Origin of the sequence: Actinoallomurus sp. NBC_01490, assembly GCF_036227085.1 — a bacterium.
GTDB classification, from domain to species: Bacteria; Actinomycetota; Actinomycetes; order Streptosporangiales; family Streptosporangiaceae; genus Actinoallomurus; species Actinoallomurus oryzae.
In genome coordinates this window covers 11530431-11549062 of sequence record NZ_CP109433.1, presented here as the reverse complement: position 1 = coordinate 11549062, position 18632 = coordinate 11530431, and the positions used below count along the sequence as shown (strand labels likewise).

Below are 18632 nucleotides of genomic sequence, written 5' to 3'. Positions count from 1 at the left end.
CTAAAAGAGCCGTCTTGTCGTTTTCTTGTCGTCGGCGGCAATTATCTCCGCTGGTCCGCGCGGAGCCGGGGGAGGGTGTCAACCGGTCCCCCTGAGCGGCATGATGGTCCGAAGGCGTACAAATCAGCGCCGCCCACGACATCATCGACCAACGGCATCACACCGCTCCCGAGGAGGGTCCAGCGTGTCTCGGCAGTTGCTCACGGTCTCCCCCGACGGGCCGGGCGGTTTCCGGACGATCCAGGAGGCACTGGCCGCGGCACGTACGGGGTCGGTCGTCCGGATCCGGCCGGGCCGGTATGCCGAGAGCCTCGTCATCCGTACCCGGGTCACCATCGTGGCCGAAGGTGAGCGGGGCAGCGTGGAGATCTGCCCGCGCAGCGGCACGGCGGTGATGCTGCTGACGGACGCCGTGATGCTGACCGACCTCACGCTGCGCGGCGGAGGCGACGACGTGCCGGTGGTGGACGCCGCGCACGGCCAGATCGCGATGGAGGGCTGCACCGTGGCCGGCTCCGGGTGGACGGCCGTGCTCGCCCGCGGCGCCGGGTCGCTGGCGATCCGCGGCTGCCGTATCACCAACGCCGAGGGCGCGGGCATCGTGGACACCGCCGAGACGGCCAGTGTCATCGAGGACTGCCTGATCGAGAACCTCGGCACCTCCGCCGTCGTCCTGGGCGAGAAGGCCCGCTCGACCGTACGCGGCTGCCGGATGCGCGACGCGCGTGGCAACGGTGTGCTGGCCAACGGCGAGGCGCAGGGCACGATCGAGGACTGCCACATCGCCACGACGTCCAAGCCGGCCATCGCCCTTGAGGGCGACAGCGCCACCAGGATCGTGCGCACCCACGTGCGCGACTGCGCGGTGGGCGTCTACGTCACGAGCGGCTCACGGCCGGTGCTGGAGGACGTCTCGGTCAGCGACATCACCTCCGGACCCGGCATCGTGCTGGCCGGCGGCGCGGACCCGCTGGTGCGGCGCTGCCGGACGTCCCGTACGAAGGACAACGGGCTGGCGGTCACCGAACGCTCGCGCGGCACGTTCGAGGAGTGCGAGTTCACCGGCTCGACCGCTTCCGCGGTCAAGATCTCCGGCTCCAGCTCGCCGTCGCTCAGCGGCACGGCGGTGCGCGAGTGCGGCGACGCGTCGGCGTCCGTGCTGCTGACCGAGGACTCCGTGGCCGAGTTCGACCGGCTGGAGGTGGCGGACGCCGCCGGCACCGCGATCGCCGTACGCTCCGGCGCCAACCCGCTCATCCGGTACGCGACCGTCACCGCGCCCGGCGGGATCGGCGTGGAGATCGCCGACGACGGGCGCGGGCGGCTGGAGAACTGCGTCGTCGAGCGGGCGACCGGCGCCGCCGCACGCATCGGCGGCGGGGCCAACGTGTCCTTCCGCGACTGCGCGTTCCGCTCGGCCGGCGACGCGGGCGTGGCGGTCGACTCCGGCGGCATGGGCGTCGTCCTCGACTGCGAGGTGTCCGACAGCGGCGCCTCCGGCGTGGTCGTACGCGAGGGCGGCGACGTGACCCTGACCCGGGCCCGGGTCAGCGGCTCCGGCGCGCACGGCGTACTGCTGTCGGCCGGGGCGCGGGCCACGCTCGACGCCTGTGAGCTGTCCACGAGCCTCGGCGACGGCATCCGGGTCGACACCGCCGAGGCGGTCTCGGTCATCGGCTGCGCCGTACGCGACAACCGTGGTGCCGGCCTGCGTCAGCCCCGCCCCGGCGGGCGGCTGACCGTACGCGACCTGGAGAGCTCCGGCAACGCCGCTCCCGACTCCTGGGGCGTCGAGGCGGGTGAGGACGCCGAGCCCGGAGCGCCCGACAAGCCCGCGGAGACCCCGGCGCCCAAGCCCGCCGGGCCGCTGGAGGAGCTGGACGCCCTCGTCGGCCTGCAGGGGGTCAAGCGGCAGGTGCGCACGCTCGTCAACCTCAACCAGATGTCGCAGCGCCGAGCACGGCTCGGCATGCCCGTGCCGCCGATGAGCCGGCACCTGATCTTCGCCGGGCCGCCCGGCACCGGCAAGACCACGGTCGCCCGGCTGTACGGCGGCATCCTCACCGAGCTGGGCGTGCTGCGCAGCGGACACCTGGTCGAGGTGTCCCGCGCCGACCTGGTCGCCCAGTACGTCGGCGCGACGGCCATCAAGACCACGGAGGCGTTCAACGACGCCCTCGGCGGCGTGCTGTTCATCGACGAGGCGTACACCCTGGTCTCGGAAGGGAAGAACGACTTCGGCCGGGAGGCCATCGACACCCTGGTGAAGCTCATGGAGGACCACCGCGACGAGGTCGTGGTGGTGGCGGCCGGGTACACCGAGGAGATGCAGGCGTTCCTGTCCGCCAACCCCGGCATGGCCTCGCGGTTCAGCCGGACCATCGAGTTCACCAACTACTCGGTCGACGAGCTCGTGACGATCACCGAGAACATGTGCAGGGGCCACCGGTACGAGCTGGACCCGCGCACCCGGCAGGCGCTCGCCGCGCACTACGAGCGCATGCCGCGCGGCGCCACGTTCGGCAACGGCCGCGCGGCGCGCGGCGTCTTCGAGGAGATGGTCGACCGCCAGGCGTTCCGCCTCGCCGGGATGACCGACCCGGCCGAGAGCGACCTCTCGCTGCTCCTGCCCGAGGACGTCAGCGACGACGCCGCGCGGGCGACCGAGCCCTCCGCCGACCGCGAGACCCTGCTGGCCAGCCTTTCCAGCATGGTCGGCCTGCACGCGGTGAAGCGCGAGGTCAAGGACATGGTCGACCTGCTCACCGCGGCCAAGCAGCGGGAGGCCGCCGGGCTGCCCGCGCCCAACATCAGCCGGCACCTGGTCTTCACCGGCTCACCCGGCACCGGCAAGACGACGGTGGCCCGGCTCTACGCCGAGCTGCTGCACGCCCTCGGCGTGCTGCGCCGCGGGCAGCTGGTGGAGGTGGCGCGCGCGGACCTGGTGGGCCGCTACGTCGGTCACACCGCGCAGCTCACCCGGGACGTGTTCCAGACCGCGCTGGGCGGTGTGCTGTTCATCGACGAGGCCTACACCCTCACCCCGGAGGGCTCCGGGAACGACTTCGGCCGCGAGGCCGTGGAGACGCTCCTGAAGCTGATGGAGGACCATCGGGACGAGGTCGTCGTCATCGTCGCGGGCTACACCGAGGAGATGCGGCGCTTCCTCGCCTCCAACCCGGGCCTGGCCTCCCGGTTCTCCCGGCACGTGGAGTTCGAGGACTACAGCACCGACGAGCTGGTCGAGATCATGCGGGGCCAGGCCGGCGCCAACGGCTACGAGTGCACCCCCGAGACGGTCCAGGCGCTGCGGGCGTACGTGGACGCCATCCCGCGCGACCGCAGCTTCGGCAACGCGCGGCTGGCCCGGCAGCTGCTGGAGACGATGATGACCCGGCAGGCCCGGCGCCTCGGCGGGATGAGTTCACCGGACGTGTCGGCCATGCGCTCGCTGCTGCCCGACGACATCCCGGCGGCGAACACCCCGAGCGCGCACTGACCCGCCGGCGCGCCGAAAAGGGGCAGCGGCAAGGAGTCGGCAAGCGGGCACCAAGACCGCCTGCCGAGGATGGGACGCGATGACAGCGGTCGCGTCGGGGATCTGGGGCGGCCTGTTCTGAACGAACGGATGGGGTCGCCTCCTTATGACGCGCAGCCAGGTGCTGGACCGGCCACTGAATCGGACTGTCGTCGCCCCCCGGCCGGTGCGCCCGGCGCAGGACCACGACGTGACGCCGGGCCCGGTGGGGCCGGACCCGGTGCGGTCGGAGCCCGTGCTGCCGGAGCCGGTGCTGCCGGAGCCGGTGCTGCCGGAGCCGGTGCGGTCGGAGCCCGAGCCGGTGCCGGAAGCGCTGGGGGACGCGCTGGGGGACGACGCGTTCTCCCGCACGCTCTATGAGCGGCACGGCACGGTCCTGCTCAGCTTCGCCGTCCAACTGTGCGGCGGCGACCGGTACCGGGCCGAGGACGTCGTCCAGGAGACCGCCGTACGCGCCTGGCAGCACCGGGGAATCCTCGATCCCACGACGGACCGGGTGCGCACCTGGCTGTTCACCGTCGCGCACCGGCTCGTGATCGACCACCACCGCGCCCGGCAGGCCCGGCCGAAAGAGGTCGCCGACGAGCCCGAAGAGCCGGCCGTACCCGATCCGGCCGACCGGCTCGTGACGCTGCGGGCGGTGCTGGAGACCATGACCGAGCTCACCGAGCAGCAGCGCGAAGTCCTCATCTACACCTATTACGTCGGCTACAGCGTGGAGCAGACGGCGGCCGTGCTCGGCCTCCCGCCGGGGACCGTCAAGTCCCGCGCCCACTACGCCATGCGCGCCCTGCGCGCGTCACTACGCGCCCAGGCCGTCATGGAGTGAGTAAATCGAAACCAGTACGCAAGCGCGAAAGCCTCTGATCGAACTGATCAGAGGCTTTCGCGCTTGGGGGTTCCAGCCGGCCTGGACAACGGTGCTGGTCCATCCGCCGTGTGGCGCAGGAGTTCGGTGTCGGCTACGGCCTGATGCGCCGGATCCTGCGGAGCCGGGCGGTCCTACGAGACCGCGGCGGGAAGGCGCGGTGATCGTCTCACCAGGCGACCGTGAACCTCGTGCGGTGGTGGGCCGGGCGCTCGGCCTCGTCGAGCAGGGCGACCGCGAGGTCCTCCATGGAGATCGCCGACCTTCCCGAGTCGTCGACGAGCAGCGTGTCGGTGCCGGTCCGGTAGGTGCCGGTGCGCTCGCCCGGTTCGAGCAGCGCCGGTGGGCTCAGATAGGCCCAGTCCACGTCGGTGCCGGTCGTACGGCAGACCGTGAGCTGCTCGGCGCACGCCAGCGCGATGGGCCGCCAGTCGGGGGGGAAGTCCGGGGCGTCGACCACGAAGCCGCCGGTGCCCGGCACCGTCAGGGTCGCCGCGCCGCCGACGATCAGCAGCCGGGCCGCCGGGTCCGTACGGGCCACGCCGGTCAGGAGGGCCTCGGCGGTCGCCGCGAGCTCGTGTTCCCGGCCGGGTGCCGGGCGGGTGGCCGCGATCACGACGTCCTGGCCGGTGCTCAGCCGGGCCACCTCCCCGGCGTCCGCGGCGTCGCCCGTACGGACGCGGGCGCCGTCGTGGCGATGGCCGGACCGGCGTACGACGGCGGTGACCTCGTGGCCGCGGTCCAGCGCTTCGGCCACCACGCGGCTGCCGACACCTCCGGCCGCTCCGAACACGGTGATGCGCATGTCTTCTCGTCCTTTCAGCAGGCGCGGGCCGGGGCGGGCGCCGGCGCGGGATCGGGAATGGGGGTGGGGGTGGGGAGGGGACGTGAGCCACGCAGCTGGCCGAGCAGCGTGCCGCCGAAGGCGATCGCCATGCCGAGCACCTGGAGCGGGCTGAGCGCCTGGCCGAGCGCGGCCCAGCCGATCACGGCGGCCGACAGGGGGCTGAGCAGGGTGAGGAACGCGACCGAGGTGGCGGGCAGCCGGGACACGCCGCGGAACCACAGCCAGTACCCGACGGCCGTACCGATCGCGCCGAGGTAGAGGTAGCCGCCCACCGCACGGCCGTCGAGGGCGGGCGGTCCGCCCTCGATGAGCAGGCTGAGGGGGACGAGGAAGAGCCCGCCGGCGGTGAGCTGCCAGCCGGTGAGCGCGAGCGCGCCGACGCCCTCGGGGCGTCCCCAGCGCTTGGTGAGCACGGTGCCGGCCGACATCGCCGCGGCCCCGGCCAGCCCGGCGAGTACGCCGACGGTGTCGAGCCGCGCGCCCGAGCGCAGGACCACCAGGCTCACGCCCAGCACTCCGACGATCCCGGCGAGCAGGCGGCGAGCGGTCGGCCGTTCGGCGAGCAGCACGGCCGCCCAGCCCAGCGCGAAGAGCGGTCCCACCGAGCCCAGCACGGCCGCCACACCGCCCGGCAGCCGGTACGCGGCCAGGAACAGCAGGGGGAAGAAGGCACCGATGTTCAACACGCCCAGGACCGCCGCCCGCCAGATCCACGCGCCGCGCGGAAGCGTCCGGGTGAGGGCCAGCAGGGCCAGCCCCGCCGGGAGCGCCCTCATCAGCGCGGTGAACATCGGCCGGCCGGGTGGCAGGAACTCCGTGGTGACCGCGTAGGTCGAGCCCCAAGCGAGCGGGGTGAGCCCGGTCAGTGCGAGATCACGCGCGTTGGGGAGGCGTGAAAGCGCCATGTCGATCCCTCCACATTGATAATCTCAACGTTGAGATAATTGTGGACCGAGAAGAGCTTCAACGTCAAGTAGTTCACCGTTGAGATTATTAGAGTTGAGAGGAAAGCATGGGTGACGCGGTGGATCTGGTGCTGGCCCAGTGGGGGCGGGAACGCCCCGACGTCGACGTGTGGCCGATGGGGATCGTCGGGCGGATCTCCCGCCTGTCGCGGTTGCTCGACCTACGGCTGAAGGAGTTCTTCGCCGAGCGCGGGCTGGAACGATGGGAGTTCGACGTCCTGGCCACCCTGCGCCGGTCGGGCCCACCGTACGAGCTGACGGCCGGCGCCCTCAACCGGGCGGCGATGATCACCTCGGGCGCCATCACCAACCGCATCGACCGAATGGCCAAACGAGGCCTCGTCGAACGAGTACCCGACGAGACGGACCGCCGCTCGGTACGCGTGCGGCTCACCGAACAGGGCTGGGAGACGGTCGAGGCGTTGGTCGGCCCGCACGCCGAGAACGAGGCGCTCCTCCTGGCCGCCCTGGGCCCACGCGAGCGCGACCGACTGGCGGGTACGCTCCGCGACCTGCTGGAGTCCCTCGGCGACACGTCACTCGACTAGATGTATTGACCCGCAGGGTTGCTGACGCGACTGATGGGTGGTCGACCATCGAGGAGGAGTCGTCTGCCGTGGATGGTGAGTCGGGCATGGGGGTGGGGCACCTGGTCAATCGCCGCCCGGGGGCCCGGCGGCGGGCCCGCCCTTGGCGGGAGGAACCATCCGTGGTCAATTACGGCGGGCAGCCCAGACGGTGCGCTCGGTGCGTACCGTCAGGTCGTCGCGACGCAGGATGCTGTGCGGGCTGCCGGTGTCGAGGAGCTGGTCGAGCGCCGTGAGGTCCTCGGGGGAGAGTCTGTCTGCGATGACGCTGCGGATGCGCTGCAGGACGCCGGTGGCGTAGCGGCCGATCGCTTCGCTGCGGGAGCCTTCGAGGTTCACGGCGATGGTGCGTTCGCCCTCGAGGGTGAATCCGGCGGCGGTCAGCATCGGGCCCCAGTCGGCGCCGCGGTGGGGCAGGTGTTCGGCTTGGCGGCGGTCGGCTGCGGCGTGGACGCGCTCTTCCAGGCCGGGCCGGTCCTCGGGGGCGTTTTCGGGCAGGAAGCGGGGATGGCCGGCCAGTTCGACGAGGGTGAACAGGCCGCCCGGCGCGAGCGTGTCGTGGACGGTGCGCAGCGCGCGGTCGGGGTGGGCCATGTGGTGCATCGAGGCCGACGCCCATACCAGGTCCGGTGAGCCGAGGCCGGGCCAGGCGGCTTCGTCGAGGTCGGCCTGCACGGTGTGCACGCGCTCCTGGGCACCGAGGGCGCATGCCTTGGTGCGCAGGCGCTGAAGGTGTTCGGCGGACGCGTCGACGGCGGTGACGTGCGCGTCGGGGAAGCGGTCGAGGAGGGCGAAGGTGCCCGCACCCGTGCCGCAGCCCAGGTCCACGATGTGGTGTGGGTCGGTCTGCAGCGGCAGCCATGCGGTGATCGAGGCGGTGTGTTCGGCGAGGACTTCGGCGTCCAGGTCGAGGATCTCCGCCTGGCCGTCGGTTCCGTGCTCGTGGTGGTGACCGTGCGAAGCGTCGGGGTGGGGGGTGTGCGTATGTGCGTGGTTCATGCTCTTCACGCTAAGACCGACATGCGCCTGCGGCACGAAGTGTCCCCGTTTACGCAAGATGATGGTCGGGGGTGCTGCCCGACGCGCAAGAGGTCACCGCCGCGGAGGCCGTCGCGCGGCCCGCGCCATCATTCGGGAGCGCCCTGGGTATCGTCGCCGTCGCTCTGGTGGCCGCGGCGGGCATCGCGGTCGAAGATGCCCAGGATCTCGCAGGGCCCGCCGTCGGTGCCGATCGCGTGCGGCATCATCGTGGGGAACTCGGCGGCTTGGTTGGTCTCAAGGCGGAAGCGGCGGTGGCCGAGCACGAGGATCGCGGTGCCGGACAGGACGACGAGCCATTCGCGTCCCGGGTGGGCGCGCATCCGCGCCGGGTTCTCGGGGGGCGGTTCGTTCATGCGCTGGCGCACCACGCTCATCCCCGGGTCGGCCTTGATGGTCCAGCGCATCCGACCGTGGGTGCTGTCGATCGTCGGGCTGGTGACGACGTCGTCGGCGGCGGTCTCCACGAGTTGATCCAGCGTGGTGTCCAGGGCGCGGGCGAGGGTGACCAACTGGTCCAGTGCGAGGCGGCGCTGGCCGTTCTCGATGCGACTCAGTGAGGACTGGCTGAGGTGGGCGCGGGAGGCCAACTCCTCCAGGGACCAGCCCTGCGCCACCCGCAAGGCGCGGATGCGTTTGCGTACGAGGCTGTCCAGATCTCCATCTTCTTGCGCCATAGGCAACAGTGTATGCCTTCACGGCAAGCCGGGCTTAGCGTCGTGTGTAGATGGTCCGCAACGTCTGGGACCAGTGCACGAGAAAGGCCGGAGGCCATGGCTGTGACAACTTCTCCGTACGCGAGTGACGCACTGCCCGGTGGGACCGTAGACGTCGTGGTGATCGGTGGGGGCGCCGCGGGGCTGAACGGTGCGCTGATGCTCGCCCGCTCCCGCCGCTCGGTCGTCGTGATCGACAGCGGTTCCCCGCGCAACGCGCCGGCAGAGGCCATGCACGGCTTTATCGTTCTGGACGGCACCCCGCCCCCTGAGATCCTTCGGCGGGGCCGGGAGCAGGTGCGCCAGTACGGAGGGCGCGTCGTCTTCGGCGAGGTAGCCTCGGCCGAGCCCGCCGCCCCGTCGAAGGACGGGGATCTGCGGTTCACCATCACTCTGGCCGACGGCCGGAGCGTGACCGCGCGCCGAGTCCTGGTGGCCACCGGCCTCAAGGACGTGCTGCCCGAGGTCCCCGGCCTCGCCGAGCACTGGGGCCACGGTGTGGTGCACTGCCCGTACTGCCACGGCTGGGAGATACGCGATGAGCCCATCGGCATCCTCGCCACCGGCCCGGCCTCCATCGGCCACGCACTCCTGTTCCGGCAGCTGACCGAGGACCTGACCTACTTCACCCAGGGCATTCACCTGGATGAGGCCACCCGCGCCCGCTTCGCCGCCCGCAACATCCGCATCGTCGACGCCCCGGTGCAGGAGGTCGTCAACAACGAGGACGGCACCCTCGCCGGCGTGCGCCTGACCGACGGCCAGGTCGTGGCCCGCCGCGCCCTGGCCGTCGCCACCCGGATGGAAGCCCGCACCGAGGGCCTGGACGGTCTGAAGCTGCCGGTGGAGGACCTGCCCGACAACATGGGCCGTCGCTTCGCCACCGGCATGGCCGGCACCACCGAGGTGCCGGGCGTGTGGGTGGCTGGCAACGCCACCGACCTCGCCGCCCAGGTCGGCGCTTCCGCAGCGGCCGGTGCCCTGGCCGGCGCCCACATCAACAGCCTGTTGGCCACCGCAGACACCGACGCGGCCCTCGCCGCGGCCCAGGGCGAAACTCCCGTCCTCTGATAATCCGGCCCGGCACCGGCCGCTGCACGCCCTCGACGCGTGCAGGGGCCCGGGCCGCCCCGCCCACCCTCCTTCACCCGGCGACCGGCCCTGTTCCGGCGCTGACTCGGCATGCCCGTTTTGAGAGGAATCCATGAGTACGAACCAGCCCATACCGGCCACGCCGGCCGACGGCGGGGGTGCCCCTGATGCGCGTCAGCTGCGCTCGATCCTGATCAGCGTCTCGATCGCCCTGATGGCGGTCATCGCCTCGGTGACCGGGCTGAACGTCGCGCAGACCCACATGGCCGTGGAATTCGACGCTTCCCAGAGCACAGTCCTGTGGATCATCAACATCTACACCCTTGCCCTGGCCGCGCTGTTGCTGCCGCTCGGCGCCCTGGGTGACCGCCTGGGCCGCAAGCCCATGCTCGTTGCCGGGCTGGCAGTCTTCGGCATCGCCACCGTGGTCGCCGCCCTGGCCCCAACAGCGGAGGTGATGCTCGCCGCGCGCGTGGTCAGCGGTATCGGCGCCGCGATGATCATGCCGATCACGCTGGCCGTCATCACCTCCACCTTCCCCGAAGAGCAGCGCGGCAAGGCGATCGGCGTGTGGACCGGCGTCGCCGGAGGCGGCGGCATCCTGGGCATGTTCCTCGCCGCGCTTCTCGTCGACGTCGCCGACTGGCGCTGGCTGTTCACCCTGCCCCTGGTCCTGATCCTGGTGGCCCTGGCCATGACGCTGAAGTCGGTTCCCAACTCCCGCGAGACCTCGGCCCACCGATTCGACACCCTCGGCGCCCTTGTCTCCGTGATCGCCGTGACCGGCCTCATCTTCGTCCTGCAGGAAGGCCCCGAACGCGGCTGGACCGCGCCCGCAACGCTGATCAGCCTGACCGTCGGTCTCGGCGCCGCCATCGGCTTCGTGGCCTGGGAGCTGCACCGCCGCGACGCCTCACTGCTGGACGTGCGCCTATTCCGGGAGCGCGGACTGTCAGGCGGCTCGCTCACGCTGCTGGTGGTCTTCGGTGTCCAGGCGGGCATCGGCGTGGTCCTCTTCCCGTTCTTCCAGGCCGTACTCGGCTGGTCGGGCCTGCTGTCCACGCTCGCGACGATGCCCATGGCCGTCGCGATGATGATGGCCTCCGGCCTGGCCCCCAAGCTGGCCGTAGGGATCGGCGCACGCTCGACCATGGTGGTGGGCATCGCACTGGCCGGCGTCGGCATGGTGCTCATGGCGCTATTCGTCTCCGTCAGCGGCGGCTACCTCTCCGTCCTGCCCGGCCTGCTCGCCATGGGCGTCGGCATGGGCCTGTCGATGACCCCGTCCACGGAGGCCATCACCGCCTCCCTGCCGCGCGACAAGCAGGGCGTCGCTTCCGCCCTCAACGACGTCACCCGCGAATTCGGCACCGCACTCGGCGTCGCCCTGCTCGGCGCACTCGTATCCGCCGGCTACCGCAACGCCATCGACGACAAGCTGCACGGCATCCCCCAAAGCGCCGCGGACACCGCCCGGGAAGGCGTCGCCAACGCCGTCGAGGCGGCCGGCAGCACCGGCCCGCACGCACAGGACCTGCTCCATGCAGCCCACCAGTCCTTTATCGACGGCTGGCAGCAGGCCATGTGGGCAGGCGCCGCCATCATGGGCGCCCTACTCGTCTACATCGCCCTCCGTGGTCCCAAGAACACCTCCTCTGCGGTCGCGGACGAGACGGACCCCGCTGAGGCTGTCTCCGCCGGCTGACCGCACAAGAGCCGGGTCACAGCCGGAAGCAAAGGACAGAACCACCCCGCCCACTGTCAACAACGCTCGTGGTCAATACAACTAGAGCAGTAACCCGAACCGGTCACCGTGCGGGCGAGGCCCTCGCCCGTGTGAGGGGGCTCTCGCGGGCGGCTCAGTCGAGCAGAGCCGTCTGCATCTGCACCGTCTTTCGCCGGGCGATCCGCAGCGCCCGGCCGGGGGGCAGGATGCGGCCCTTGACGTTGCCGAACAGGAAGCCCTCGTCCGGCGGGCAGGACATCAGCAGGGACGGCGTGTTGACCTCCTGGAGCCGTCGCATCATCATCTCGTTCAGGCCGCGCCCCGCGCCCGCGGCGGACCGGGCGACGACCACGTGCAGGCCGACCTCCCAGCCGAGCGCGAGATGGGGGATGAGCGGGTCGAACGGGTGCTGCATCGGGCCCGCGCCGACCATGTCGTAGTCGTCGACCAGGATGAACAGCCGGGGGCCGCTCCACCAGTCGCACAGCCGCATCCGGGCCGGTGCGATGTCCGGGCCCGGCACGCGGGCCCGGATCGCCCGCCCGGCGCCGTCCAGGAGGTCGCGCAGCGCGTCGATCGAGACGGCGTGCCCGAGCCGGTATTCGTCGGGCACCGCCTCGACCAGTTCACGGCGGTAGTCAACCACCATGATGCGGGCCTCTTCGGGCGTGTACCGCTCGGTGATGGCCTTGGCCATGAGCCGCAGCAGGTTCGTCTTGCCGCACTCGGTGTCGCCGACCACGATCATGTGGGGGTTCTCGCCGAAGTCGTGCCACACCGTGGAGAGCCGCTCCTCCTCCAGCCCGAGGGGCACGCGGAAGTCGCCCTCAGGCGCGGGCAGCTCGCTCGCGTGCAGCGTGGCCGGCAGCATCCGCACCGGTGGCGCGGGCGGCCCCGCCCAGCTCTCGCTCACCGCCGCGACCAGCCCCGCGACCCCCTCCGCGAGGTCGCCGGCGCTCTCCACCGAGTCGATGCGCGGCAGCGCGGTGAGGTAGTGCAGCTTGTTGTCGCGGGTGATGCCACGGCCGGGGGCGCGCGGCACCGAGGCGGCGCGGCGCGGGTCGATCTCCGAGTCCATCGGGTCGCCCATCCGCAGCTCCAGGTGTGTCGCGGCCTGGTCGCGTACGGCCGCCGACAGCTCGACCCAGCGGGCGGTGGTGATGATGAGGTGGATGCCGTAGTTCAGGCCCCGGGCGGCGATCGCGTTGAACGTCGGGAGGTACCGGTCGTAGTCCTGCCGGAGGGTCGACCACCCGTCCACGATGAGGAACACGTCGCCGTGCGGCTGGTCGGCGAACTCCCCCTCCGCCCGGCGCCGCCGGTAGGTCGCCATCGAGTCGATCTCGTTGGCGAGGAAGAACTGCTCGCGGTCGGCGAGCAGCGCGGTGACCTCCGCGATCGTGCGGCCGACGCGTTCGGCGTCCATGCGCGCGGCGACCCCGGCGACGTGCGGGAGGCCGGCGAGCCCGACCAGCGTGCCGCCGCCGAAGTCGAGGCAGTAGAACTGCACCTCGCGTGGCGTGTGGGTGAGCGCCAGCGCGGAGATGAGGGTGCGGACGAGCGTGCTCTTGCCGCTCTGCGGACCGCCGGCGATGGCGACGTGGCCGCCCGCGCCGTGCAGGTCGATGACCAGCAGGTCGCGGATCTGCTCGAAGGGCCGGTCGACGATGCCCACCGGCACGGCGAGCTCGCCGCGGAGCTCCCAGTCGACGGTGGTCAGGCCGAGATCGTCGTCGGGTTCGAGCGGCGGGAGGATCTGGTCGAGGGTCGGGGGCAGGTCCAGAGGCGGCAGCCACACCTGGTGGGCGGGCGGCCCGGCGTCGCGCATCCGGTCGACCGCGACCGACAGCAGCGTCTCGCCGGTCTCCTCGGGCTCCTCCTCGCTCTCCACGGGCTCGGGCGGCTCGACCGGCGCGACCCGCGAGGCGGACCACGGCACGACCTGGCTCGCGACCCGTGCCTGGTCGGCCCGGCCGCGCGCCCGGTACGGCCCGGAGGAGTAGGCCGCGCGGAACCGCGTCAGCGCCTCGACGCCGGTCTTGAGAAAGCCGCTGCCGGGCTGCGGCGGCAACGTGTGCGCGTCGGGTACGCCGAGCACGCCGCGGCTCTCCATGGCCGAGAACGTCCGCAGGCCGATGCGGTACGACAGGTGGCTCTCCAGCTGATGCATCCGGCCCTCGTCGAGCCGCTGTGAGGCGAGCAGCAGGTGCACGCCGAGGCTGCGGCCGAGCCGGCCGATCATCACGAACAGCTCCATGAAGTCGCGGTGCGCGGCGAGCAGTTCGCTGAACTCGTCCACCACCACGAACAAGCTCGGCAGGGGCTCCAGCGGCGTGCCGGAGGCACGCGCCTTCTCGTACTCCAGCACGGAGACGTAGTTGCCCGCGGCGCGCAGCAGCTCCTGACGCCGCATCAGCTCGCCGTGGAGGGCGTCGCGCATGCGGGCGACCAGGGACGCCTCGTCGGCGAGGTTGGTGATGACCGCGGAGACGTGCGGCAGCTCGTCCAGGCCGAGGAAGGTCGCGCCGCCCTTGAAGTCGACCAGGACGAAGTTGAGCGTCTCGGAGGAGTTGGTCAGCGCCATCGCCAGCACGAGCGTGCGCAGCAGCTCGCTCTTGCCCGAGCCGGTCGCGCCGATCAGCATGCCGTGCGGTCCGGTGCCGCCCTGGGCGGACTCCTTGATGTCCAGCTCCACCGGCGCCCCGTCGACGCCGACCGCGATCGGCACCTTCAGCCGCTCGGAGGGAGTGCGCTTGCGCCACAGTGTCCGCGGGTCGTGGCGGTACAGGTCGGGGATGCCGAGCAGCGTGGCCAGGTCGATGGTGGACGACAGGGGTTCCGCCGTATCGCCGCCCACGCCCAGCCGGTACGGCGCGAGCCGCTTGGCCAGCGCGGACGCGCTCCGTACGCCCAGCTCGTCGGGCCGGCCGAGCAGGGTCGTCTGCTCCTTGCGGTCGCGGTCGGTACGGACCAGCCGCAGCTCGCCGTCCCGCACGTCGAGGCGCAGGGTCGTACGGCCGGGCCGCCAGGTGAGCGCGCCGCTCAGGTCCAGCACGGTGACGTTGCGCATCCCCGGCCCGTCCAGCGGGTGCCCGGCCGGAACGGTGGCGCCGTCCACCACGATGAGCGTGTACGGCTCCTCGCGTCCGGTGTGCGCCTCCGGGTCGTACTGCGGGCGCTCCCAGAACTCGGCGCCCAGCATGCCCTCCAGCTCCGGAAAGTCGGTGGCGATCATGCGGACGGGCCCGGCGCCGTCGTTGTCGTGCGGGTTCAGGTTGTGCGGCAGCCACTTGGCCCACTCCCACTCGGCGCGGCGGCCGGGCGCGACGCACAGCGCGAGCCACAGGTCGTCCGGGCAGTGGAAGACGACGAGCTGGGCGATCATCGCCCGGACCATCCCGCGGATGGCGTCCTCGTCGCCGCGCATCAGCAGCCGGGCCCAGGACCGCAGGTAGACGGCGGTGGGCTGGTTCGGCACGGTGGCGTACGCGCGGATGAAGCTGCGCAGCGCGTGCGCGGTGAGGGGCTCGAGGTCCTCGACCGGCTTGCTGGACGTCGGCGACAGCCGCAGCCCCAGCTTCTGCTCACCGATCGCCAGCCGCGCCTCGGCGAAGTCGGGGTCCGTCGGCCGGCGCTCCCACATCCGGGTGGTGCCGACCACCGACCACAGCGTCTGCGGCGCCGGGTGCCGCCAGACCAGGGCCTTCTGCTGGTCGCGCACTGCCGAGCGCACCTTGCGCCGGGTCTGGGAGAGATAGCGCAGGTAGTCGCGGCGCGCGCCCTTCAGCTTCTGCTTGCGTTCGCTGCTGCGGCGCATCCCGTTGCCCAGCAGCATGGCGCCCGCGGCGAGGACCATCATGATCAGCGAGATCGGCAGGAAGCCGTTGGCCCTGCTTCCGCCGCCGCGCGTCATGTACATCATGACCATGGCACCGGACATCAGCGCCATCGGCAGGTAGGTCCAGACGGCGGACGAGTCGGGCACCGTCTCCGGGAGCGTGGGCGGCTCCTGGAGATTGATCTCCCCGTCGGGCATCTCCGGCGCACGTCGGCGCGCCGGCCTGCGGAAAAGCACGAAACTCAACGAGGGCCTCCTGGCGTGTACGGCACGGCACAGCGGCGGTGGGTCGACGGTGTGCGGAGAGCGGCCGAGGAGAGCGAGCGGACTCGTTGCCAGGCATCGTACAGTGGCCAGCCACCGGCCGGATCGCCCGAACCCGGGGTGAACCAGGTGTTCGCCGCGTACGTATGCCCAAGCGGAGAGCACTGACGAGACCGACCGAACAACACAACACGCCCGAACCTCGAAGGAGGGCCCATGGCCAATGGCACGGCGGCGGGACTGTGCCGGTTGACGGTGCGCGCGCCCTCGAAGGCCATCGACCTCGCCGTCCCCTCAGACGTTCCGGTCGCCGACCTGCTTCCGGCCGTGCTCGGATACGGCGGGGACGACCTCGGGGAGGCGGGCCTCGAGCACGAGGGCTGGGTGCTCCAGCGGCTGGGCGAGGCTCCGCTCGACCACGAGGCCACCCTCGAGTCGCTCGGGCTGCGCGACGGTGACACGGTCTACCTGCGGCCTCGCACCGAGGCGCTGCCCGAGGTACGGCTGGACGACATCGTCGACGGCATCTCGACCACCATGAAGGAGAGCCCGCACGGCTGGAGCCCGCAGGCGAGCCGCCGGCTGCTGCGCGGGCTGACGCTGGCGGCCCTCATCGGCGCGCTGGTCATCATCGCGCTGCCGGGCGGTCCGGCCGTGCAGCGCGAGATCACGGCGGGCGCGTTCGCGCTGCTGCTGCTGGCCGGGGCCGCCGCGGCGAGCCGCGCCGTGGGCGACGCCGCCGCGGCCGCGCTGCTGGGCGCGATGGCCGGCCCGTACCTCGTGCTGGCCGGTTGGCTGTTGCCCGGCGGCGCGCTGGCCGGCCCGGACCACTACCGGACGCTCGGCGCCCGGCTGCTGGCCGCATCCGCGGCGGAGGCGGGCGGCTCGGTGCTCGCGCTCGCCGTGGTGGCGGCCTACACGGCCTTCTTCGTCGGCGCGACGGTGTTCGCGATCGCGGGCGCGCTCGGCGGCACCCTGCTGATGGTCGCGAACATGCCACCCGGGCACGCGGCGAGCATCGTCGCCCTGGTGGCGGTCGCCTTCGGCGCGTTCGTGCCGTCGCTGTCGTTCCGGCTGTCAGGGCTGCGAACACCACCCCTGCCGACCAACGCCGACCAGCTCCAGGAGGGCATCGAACCGCGCTCGCCGTCGGCCGTCGCCGCCCGCGCGGTGCTCGCCGACACCTGGATGACCGCCCTGTACGCCACGGCCGGTCTGACCTGTGCCCTCTGCGTGACCGCGCTGGCGCGGGACGGCCGGCTCGCCCAATTGCTGATGGCCGCCGCGGTGTCCCTGCTCCTGGTGCTGCACAGCCGGGGCCTGGGCAACGTCTGGCAGCGGCTGTCCCTGGTCGCGCCGGGAGTCTGGGGCGCGGCGATGATGGTCGCCGTCGAGGTCGCCGGGGCCGATCCGGGCGGCCGGACGCTGCCGGCCGTCGGGGTGGCGGCGGCCGCCACGTCGCTTCTCATCTGCGGATGGATCGTTCCGGGCCGCCGGCTCGTGCCGTACTGGGGCCGGGCCGCGGAGATCCTGCACAGCCTGGTGGCGGTCAGCCTGCTGCCCCTGGCCCTGTGGGTCCTCGGCGTGTACGGCGAGTTGCGGGCGATCGGCTGACCGGAGGCTGGAGAGGACGGGCGGGAGACGATGCAGTCACGTCGTGACCAGGTCCAGGCCCACCTGTTCGTCATGGGCCGGATCACCTCCGGGATGCTGCGGGCCGACCCGGACGCGCCGGAGAGCCCGCAGGGCCGTACGAACCGCGGCGCGATCGCCGGGATCGTCGTCGCGGTGCTGCTGTGCGCCGCGGCGTTCATCTGGGGACTGATCTCCCCGGGCCGTTCGAACACCTGGCGTGACTCCCAGAGTCTGATCGTCGACCAGGACACCGGCGCCTCGTACCTCTATGTGGACGGCCGGCTCCGTCCGGTCCGCAACTACGCCTCGGCGCGCCTGATCGGCGGCACCAAGCTGACGACGCGCAAGGTGCGGAACAAGTCGCTGGCCGGCGCGCCGCACGGGCAGCCGGTCGGCATCGTCGGCGCGCCCGACTCGCTGCCGAGCCCGGCGGATCTCAGCCGGGACCCGTGGGCGGTGTGCTCCGGTACCGGTGCGGCCGGTTCCGTCGCCACCTCCACCACGCTCGCCGTGGGCGCGAAGACCACGGGCGACGCACCGCTGACGGCGGGTGAGGGAATGCTCGTCACCGGACCCGGTCCCGACGTGTACCTCGTGTGGCAGGGCAGCCGGCTCCGGCTGAACCAGAAGGGCGGCGCGATGTCCGCGCTCGGCTACGCGGGGCAGACCGTGTCTCCGGTCTCGGCGGCGTTCCTCGACGCGCTGCCGGCCGGGCCGGACCTGACCGCTCCCGCCGTACCCGGCATGGGCACCGCCGGACCGACGCTGGACGGCCACGCGACCCGCATCGGCCAGGTGTTCCGGGTCGGCGTGATCGGCGCCGATCCGCACTACTACCAGCTGCGCCAGAACGGCCTGGTAAGGATCAGCGTCACCGTCGCCGACCTGCTGCTGGGCGACCCGGACGTCCGCCGCCTCGCGTACGGGAACCGGAGCGCGACCGCGACCTCGCTGTCGGCCGACGTGCTGAACACGCACCTCGCCCCGGCGGACCAGACGTCGCCCCCGGGGGCGATGCCGGAGACGCCACCGCGGCTCGTGGGCCGCGGCACGCTCCAGTCCGCCTGCGTACGGGTCGCGCCGGGCGGCGCGGGCCCCCGGGTGAGCGTGGTGCTGGCGAACCCGGCCACGCTCGGCCTGGTCGCGCAGGCGCCGACCTCCGCCGCCTGTGTCCCGGTGGACCGCATCACCACCCCGCCCGGCGGCGGCGTTCTCGTACGGGCTCTGGCGGCCGACGGAGGCACGGGCGGCGCCACCGTGTACCTCGTCACCGACACCGGCACCAAGTACCGCGTGCCGACCAGCGGCGACCTCGCGGCGCTCGGCTACTCGGTCGGAGAGGCGGTGGCGCTGCCGTCGACGCTGCTGGCGATGCTGCCGGCCGGCCCGGACCTGAGCTCGGCGGCGGCGTCGGGCTCCGCCACCCCGGCGACGCCACAGCCGTGCGGAAACACCGCGCAAGGCGGTGACAAGTCGACGACAAGTCACGCCCGATAAGGAAAAGGGGCATGGGGCGAT

General features: G+C 72.2%; 13 protein-coding genes. 8 read left to right on the top strand and 5 right to left on the bottom strand.

Translation table 11 applies throughout. The annotated features are described in order from the left end of the window. Positions 1-184 precede the first annotated feature (184 nt). The 3 genes from OG417_RS53110 (at position 185) to OG417_RS54780 (ending at position 4570) form a co-directional block, all read left to right on the top strand. Complete coding sequence (locus OG417_RS53110) at positions 185-3499, top strand: right-handed parallel beta-helix repeat-containing protein (protein ID WP_329247222.1); 3315 nt, start codon at positions 185-187, stop codon at positions 3497-3499. A 145-nt stretch (positions 3500-3644) separates the two neighbouring features. Further along, positions 3645-4367 (top strand): sigma-70 family RNA polymerase sigma factor, encoded by a 723-nt coding sequence (locus tag OG417_RS53105; protein WP_329247219.1) that lies wholly within the window; start codon positions 3645-3647, stop codon positions 4365-4367. A gap of 101 nt (positions 4368-4468) precedes the next feature. Beyond that, positions 4469-4570: a hypothetical protein gene (locus OG417_RS54780; RefSeq protein WP_442875799.1), complete on the top strand. Its 102-nt coding sequence runs from the start codon at positions 4469-4471 to the stop codon at positions 4568-4570. Positions 4571-4575: 5 nt separating this feature from the next. On the opposite strand, the gene OG417_RS53100 is transcribed toward OG417_RS54780, so the two are convergent. Next, positions 4576-5211 (bottom strand): NAD(P)-dependent oxidoreductase, encoded by a 636-nt coding sequence (locus tag OG417_RS53100; protein ID WP_329247217.1) that lies wholly within the window; start codon positions 5209-5211, stop codon positions 4576-4578. A gap of 14 nt (positions 5212-5225) precedes the next feature. Next, positions 5226-6158: an EamA family transporter gene (locus OG417_RS53095; protein ID WP_329247214.1), complete on the bottom strand. Its 933-nt coding sequence runs from the start codon at positions 6156-6158 to the stop codon at positions 5226-5228. Positions 6159-6265: 107 nt separating this feature from the next. On the opposite strand from OG417_RS53095, the gene OG417_RS53090 reads away from it, so the two are divergent. Further along, entirely contained in the window at positions 6266-6766 is a 501-nt protein-coding gene (locus OG417_RS53090) for a MarR family winged helix-turn-helix transcriptional regulator (RefSeq protein ID WP_329247212.1), read from the top strand. 165 nt (positions 6767-6931) lie between these two features. Here OG417_RS53090 and OG417_RS53085 read toward each other — a convergent pair whose 3' ends face one another. Both OG417_RS53085 and OG417_RS53080 read right to left on the bottom strand, forming a co-directional pair. Further along, positions 6932-7804 carry a class I SAM-dependent methyltransferase gene (locus OG417_RS53085; RefSeq protein WP_329247209.1) on the bottom strand — a complete coding sequence of 291 codons (873 nt, stop codon included), beginning with the start codon at positions 7802-7804 and terminating at the stop codon, positions 6932-6934. Positions 7805-7932: 128 nt separating this feature from the next. Further along, on the bottom strand, positions 7933-8520 hold the full coding sequence (locus OG417_RS53080) for a helix-turn-helix domain-containing protein (RefSeq protein ID WP_329247206.1): 588 nt from the start codon (positions 8518-8520) through the stop codon (positions 7933-7935). Between the two features lie 156 nt (positions 8521-8676). Between OG417_RS53080 and OG417_RS53075 the strand changes: the two genes are divergently transcribed. Next, positions 8677-9630 carry an NAD(P)/FAD-dependent oxidoreductase gene (locus tag OG417_RS53075; protein WP_329247203.1) on the top strand — a complete coding sequence of 318 codons (954 nt, stop codon included), beginning with the start codon at positions 8677-8679 and terminating at the stop codon, positions 9628-9630. 133 nt (positions 9631-9763) lie between these two features. Continuing rightward, positions 9764-11356 (top strand): MFS transporter, encoded by a 1593-nt coding sequence (locus tag OG417_RS53070; protein ID WP_329247200.1) that lies wholly within the window; start codon positions 9764-9766, stop codon positions 11354-11356. Between the two features lie 154 nt (positions 11357-11510). Here OG417_RS53070 and eccCa read toward each other — a convergent pair whose 3' ends face one another. Continuing rightward, positions 11511-15461: a type VII secretion protein EccCa gene (gene eccCa / locus OG417_RS53065; protein ID WP_329247197.1), complete on the bottom strand. Its 3951-nt coding sequence runs from the start codon at positions 15459-15461 to the stop codon at positions 11511-11513. Positions 15462-15695: 234 nt separating this feature from the next. Here eccCa and eccD point away from each other — a divergent pair, with 234 nt between their 5' ends. Both eccD and eccB read left to right on the top strand, forming a co-directional pair. Then, a complete protein-coding gene (gene eccD / locus OG417_RS53060; protein WP_329247194.1) occupies positions 15696-17093 on the top strand; it encodes a type VII secretion integral membrane protein EccD in 1398 nt (465 codons plus the stop codon). Between the two features lie 30 nt (positions 17094-17123). Further along, a complete protein-coding gene (gene eccB, locus OG417_RS53055) occupies positions 17124-18611 on the top strand; it encodes a type VII secretion protein EccB (protein WP_329247191.1) in 1488 nt (495 codons plus the stop codon). The last annotated feature ends 21 nt before the right edge of the window (positions 18612-18632 follow it).

Excerpts from the sequence above, each read along its gene's own strand:
- OG417_RS53105 (WP_329247219.1), top strand. The coding sequence starts at position 3,645 with ATGACGCGCAGCCAGGTGCTGGACCGGCCACTGAATCGGACTGTCGTC.
- OG417_RS53100 (WP_329247217.1), bottom strand. The coding sequence starts at position 5,211 with ATGCGCATCACCGTGTTCGGAGCGGCCGGAGGTGTCGGCAGCCGCGTG.
- OG417_RS53095 (WP_329247214.1), bottom strand. The coding sequence starts at position 6,158 with ATGGCGCTTTCACGCCTCCCCAACGCGCGTGATCTCGCACTGACCGGG.
- OG417_RS53090 (WP_329247212.1), top strand. The coding sequence starts at position 6,266 with ATGGGTGACGCGGTGGATCTGGTGCTGGCCCAGTGGGGGCGGGAACGC.
- OG417_RS53085 (WP_329247209.1), bottom strand. The coding sequence starts at position 7,804 with ATGAACCACGCACATACGCACACCCCCCACCCCGACGCTTCGCACGGT.
- OG417_RS53080 (WP_329247206.1), bottom strand. The coding sequence starts at position 8,520 with ATGGCGCAAGAAGATGGAGATCTGGACAGCCTCGTACGCAAACGCATC.
- OG417_RS53070 (WP_329247200.1), top strand. The coding sequence starts at position 9,764 with ATGAGTACGAACCAGCCCATACCGGCCACGCCGGCCGACGGCGGGGGT.
- eccD (WP_329247194.1), top strand. The coding sequence starts at position 15,696 with ATGGCCAATGGCACGGCGGCGGGACTGTGCCGGTTGACGGTGCGCGCG.
- eccB (WP_329247191.1), top strand. The coding sequence starts at position 17,124 with ATGCAGTCACGTCGTGACCAGGTCCAGGCCCACCTGTTCGTCATGGGC.